The sequence below is a fragment of the Clostridia bacterium genome (genome assembly GCA_014360065.1).
Lineage (GTDB): Bacteria > Bacillota > DSM-521 > Neomoorellales > JACIYF01 > JACIYF01.
The window spans coordinates 1-4,015 of record JACIYF010000175.1 but is presented as its reverse complement, the minus strand read 5'-3'; the positions used below and the strand labels follow the sequence as shown (position 1 = coordinate 4,015).

Here is a 4,015-nt window from a genome sequence, read left to right as displayed (position 1 = left end):
AGCTGCACTCCTGCCTCAATTTGCCATGGCTTTGGGTTTAGCCCTCAAGGGGTGGCGGCGATGAAAAAAGAAATCAACCTTTTGCCAGCTGCCATGCGATCCCGGCGGATTGGTAATCAAGGGCTGTATATCTTGCTGTCGATTGTGCTTGTGACCGTACCTGCTCTTTTGGGCTGGCTATACGGGAAGCAGGCTGGTGGTGCTGGGGCTTTGACTGCCTCTTCCCCGGGAGCGGAAGTGGAGATGTTACAGCAAGAAACTAGGCGCCTGGAGGCGGAGTATAGAGCCTTAGATAAGTTAAAACCTCGTGGCTCGGATTATAGTTCAGTGCTTAAGGCCATAGAGGACAGCCTACCCAGTGGCGCCTGGATTACTGAGTTAGAAATGAGCTCTGATGGAGAAGTTCTGTTTCGTGGCTTTTGCGGCTCCTGGGACTTACTGGGTACCTTAGAAGACCAAATGACGTCCTGCCAAGAATTTAGGGAGGTTGATTTGAAGAGTGCGGCCCGAGACTTAAGTTGGAGCTTGCCGACCATTAAATTTACGATTGTAGCTAAAATCTCCGAATAGGATGGGTAAGAATGAAATACAATCAATTTGGTGCTCTTTCCGGTGTAGTATTGGTCCTAGCAGCATTGGCTGTGATAGCAGCTAGCTTTGCTAGTGGTGCCTTTTTAGCTGGACGCTACCCTAGCGAAAAAGATCGGGTACTAGATGAAGTCAGTGACGCGGAGGCCACAGCCTGGCAAGAAAGAAAGAAAACACTAGAGGAACGTATTGCCGATGCCAGGAAATGGCTTGGCCAGGCAGGTTCTCCCTATAACTCGGTCAAGGTCGTGGAGAAGTTAGCTGAAAAGCATCACTTGATCTTAGACCAGGTCAGGGCCGGGGAGATGCAAAGGGATAATTATTATGTTACCGTACCGATTACAATAGAAGCGCATGGATCGTATCTCGGTTTGAGGAACTTTGTTGACGAGGTCCAAAGGTCTGTAGGCGCTCAAACCATCACTAGACTTTCACTAGCGGCAAGCCAACAGCTGGACAGCTTCGATCGGCCTTCAATAAGGGCCATTATGGAGATGAGGATATATGGATGTCCAGCTGACAGCGCGACCTACAAGCAGGATACACAGGGGAAGACTAAACAGATTCGCCGGGACAAAAACCTCTTTGCGGTTCCGTTAGATTTCTATTTAGGTAAGGCGCAAGCAGAGCCCAATGCTTTGGTAGCTCCGGGTGAGCAAAAGCAATTTCCTTCTACGGCTGGCAAAGTATTGGACAGCAGGTGATAAGGTTGGCTGACATGGGGGGAGTTAAAAGGTTGATAGCAGCAGGGTTAACTCTTGGGATGGAGGGGAGTGTGAGGCCTAGCCATGCGTATCTTAATTGTTAACGGACCAAATCTCAACCTTCTTGGCCACAGAGAACCGGACATCTATGGATCAACCAGCCTGGAGGAGATTAACAGGAGCCTTGCTCAGTTGGCCGCTGCCGAGGGGGTTGAGGTTGAGTTTGTTCAGTCTAATCATGAAGGAGACATAATTGACACACTGCACCAGGCTCAAGGCAGGTTTGATTGGGTTATTATTAATCCCGGAGCCTTGGCCCATTATAGCTTGGCGCTCCGCGATGCCATTAAGGCGATTTCTATACCGACTATTGAGGTTCACTTGTCCAATATTTATGCCCGGGAGGGCTTCCGGCACCAATCTGTAATTAGTGATGCTGTGGTAGGTCAGATTACCGGGCTGGGCATTATCGGGTATAAACTTGCCTTGATGGCAGCTATTAGGTGGGGTAAAGATGACTTCCAAAGCTAAGCTGGAACAGTTGAGTTCTTTGGTAGCTAAGGAAGGAGTAGAGGCACTCCTGGTGAAATCCCCAGCTAATGTTCGCTACCTGTCCGGTTTTACCGGGCAAGAATCGGCTTTATTGGTAACCGGGGATAAGGCGATCCTGGTACTCGATTTTCGTTATTGGACCCAGGCTAAGCAGGAGACGGAGGGCGTTACTATTTATCAAATGGAACACGGGCTGGTTGCCGCTATCAAGGAGCTGGTAGCCAGCCATAATATACGGCGGCTCGGCTTTGAATCTGGCAACCTCAGCTTCAAAGAAGTAACTGAATTAAAAAGGGAGATCACCGGCTGTGAGCTGGTTCCTACGTCTGGTATAGTTGAGAATCTACGGCAGTCCAAGACCACTGAAGAAGTTCGTTTAGTTAGGGAAGCTCTAGCTATTGCCGAAGCAGGATTTCGACATATTCTTGAGTATATCAAACCTGGGGTAGCCGAGAAAGATTTAGCGTTGGAATTGGAGTTTTACATGCGCCGGCATGGGGCAGAAGCTGTAGCTTTTGACCTTATTGTGGCTTCCGGTCCTCGTGCCGCCCTCCCCCATGCTACCCCTTCCTCGCGTCGCATCGGGAGCCGGGAGTGGTTGCTGTTTGACTTGGGTGCTCGCTATTTCGGGTATAATTCGGATTTAACGCGAACTGTCTGGGTTGGTCCAGGACTACCTGATGACTCCAATCAAAAAATGTATGCAGCGGTACTGTCTGCTCAGGAGGAAGCGATTGGGCGGTTGCGGGCGGGGGTGGCTGGCAAAGAAGCCGATGGTTTTGCTCGCCAAGTTTTGGAGGCGGCTGGTTATGGGAGGTATTTCGGTCATGGTTTGGGACATGGGGTAGGATTGGAAATCCACGAAGAGCCCCACCTTAGCCCTCGTAATCCTGATCCTCTTCCTGCTGGCGCCATTGTCACTGTGGAGCCGGGCGTATACATCGAGGATAACGGTGGCATTCGTATCGAGGATATGGTACTCTTAGGGGAAAACGGCTGCCAAGTCCTTACTGAACTGGAAAAGGAGTTGCTGGTAATTTAAATACAACAGTTCGTTCGAATACAAGCTAGTATCCAGAATTTCTACGGGAACTAATATGGTTTCGAGGAGGGCAGGCTTATGATCTCTACCAATGACCTGAGGACTGGGGTTACCATTGAGCTGGATGGTGATGTCTATTCGGTAATAGAATTCTTGCATGTTAAGCCTGGAAAAGGTGCGGCCTTTGTTCGCACTAAGCTCAAAAATGTTCGCACCGGAGCAGTAATTGAACGAACCTTTAGGGCAGGAGAAAAGTTGAATCGCGCCCATTTGGACCGTAGAGAGATGCAGTATTTATACAGCGATGGGGATACCTACGTGTTTATGGACAATAACACCTATGAGCAAGTCTCGTTGCCGGCAGAACAAGTGGGCGATGCCCTGAAGTATCTCAAGGAAAATATGGTCCTAAATATTGTAAGCTATGAGGGCAATACTATAGGCATCGAGCTGCCACATACGGTGGAACTTAAAGTAATACATACCACCCCTGGCGTGAAAGGAGATACGGCTGCTGGGGGCACCAAGCCAGCTACTTTGGAAACTGGTGTTGTGGTTCAAGTTCCTCTCTTCGTCAACGAAGGTGATGTTGTCCGTGTAGATACGCGAACCGGAGAATACCTTGAACGTGCCTAATGGAGGGAAGAATGCATGCAAGATTTGCAGAAAGAAATAGCTCATTTAATGGGGCTTATGGAGGGCATGGGAGAAATCAGCAGTCCCGAAGGGAAGATTTTGGCGGAAATGGCTAAAGTACTAGAAAACATAGGGGAGGCAATAACCGAGTTAAAGGAAAACCAAGAGGAAATTGAAAGCTACCTAGCATCAATTGATGAAGACTTGTATGATCTAGAAGAAGAAATCAGGGGCGAGGAAGCAGAAGACGATGGCGAAGACGATCTTATCGAAACTGAGTGCCCAGAATGCGGAGAAACAGTATGTTTTGAAGCTGATGCCCTGGGAGATGAGGACGTGGTAGAGGTCACTTGTCCTAACTGTGGCGCAGTGGTGTTCACTACGGAGGTGGCGGAGGAAGAGAATCAGGCTGATAAGTCGGCCTTGGTCCAGGACGAAGACATTTAGTTTACCACTCAATATCACCTTTTCTTAACCAGGTAGCCCTCTCAGA

Annotated in this window: 6 protein-coding genes; all 6 read left to right on the top strand. The window is 49.1% G+C overall.

Going from position 1 to position 4,015, the window contains the following annotated elements:
• Window positions 1-60 precede the first annotated feature (60 nt).
• Window positions 61-570: a PilN domain-containing protein gene (locus tag H5U02_14445; protein ID MBC7343622.1), complete on the top strand. Its 510-nt coding sequence runs from the start codon at window positions 61-63 to the stop codon at window positions 568-570.
• Window positions 571-581: 11 nt separating this feature from the next.
• The gene (gene pilO / locus H5U02_14440; GenBank protein ID MBC7343621.1) at window positions 582-1,292 is read left to right on the top strand and encodes a type 4a pilus biogenesis protein PilO; all 711 of its coding nucleotides are present in this window, start codon (window positions 582-584) and stop codon (window positions 1,290-1,292) included.
• A gap of 84 nt (window positions 1,293-1,376) precedes the next feature.
• Complete coding sequence (gene aroQ / locus H5U02_14435; GenBank protein ID MBC7343620.1) at window positions 1,377-1,823, top strand: type II 3-dehydroquinate dehydratase; 447 nt, start codon at window positions 1,377-1,379, stop codon at window positions 1,821-1,823.
• The gene (locus H5U02_14430) at window positions 1,807-2,886 is read left to right on the top strand and encodes an aminopeptidase P family protein (GenBank protein MBC7343619.1); all 1,080 of its coding nucleotides are present in this window, start codon (window positions 1,807-1,809) and stop codon (window positions 2,884-2,886) included. The genes aroQ and H5U02_14430 overlap by 17 nt, the downstream gene beginning before the upstream one ends.
• 78 nt (window positions 2,887-2,964) lie before the next feature.
• The gene (gene efp, locus H5U02_14425) at window positions 2,965-3,522 is read left to right on the top strand and encodes an elongation factor P (protein MBC7343618.1); all 558 of its coding nucleotides are present in this window, start codon (window positions 2,965-2,967) and stop codon (window positions 3,520-3,522) included.
• A gap of 15 nt (window positions 3,523-3,537) precedes the next feature.
• Window positions 3,538-3,969: an AraC family transcriptional regulator gene (locus tag H5U02_14420; protein MBC7343617.1), complete on the top strand. Its 432-nt coding sequence runs from the start codon at window positions 3,538-3,540 to the stop codon at window positions 3,967-3,969.
• The last annotated feature ends 46 nt before the right edge of the window (window positions 3,970-4,015 follow it).

What these genes read in the sequence shown, in the direction of transcription:
- H5U02_14445 (MBC7343622.1), top strand. Translation starts at nt 61, where the DNA reads ATGAAAAAAGAAATCAACCTTTTGCCAGCTGCCATGCGATCCCGGCGG.
- pilO (MBC7343621.1), top strand. Translation starts at nt 582, where the DNA reads ATGAAATACAATCAATTTGGTGCTCTTTCCGGTGTAGTATTGGTCCTA.
- aroQ (MBC7343620.1), top strand. Translation starts at nt 1,377, where the DNA reads ATGCGTATCTTAATTGTTAACGGACCAAATCTCAACCTTCTTGGCCAC.
- H5U02_14430 (MBC7343619.1), top strand. Translation starts at nt 1,807, where the DNA reads ATGACTTCCAAAGCTAAGCTGGAACAGTTGAGTTCTTTGGTAGCTAAG.
- efp (MBC7343618.1), top strand. Translation starts at nt 2,965, where the DNA reads ATGATCTCTACCAATGACCTGAGGACTGGGGTTACCATTGAGCTGGAT.
- H5U02_14420 (MBC7343617.1), top strand. Translation starts at nt 3,538, where the DNA reads ATGCAAGATTTGCAGAAAGAAATAGCTCATTTAATGGGGCTTATGGAG.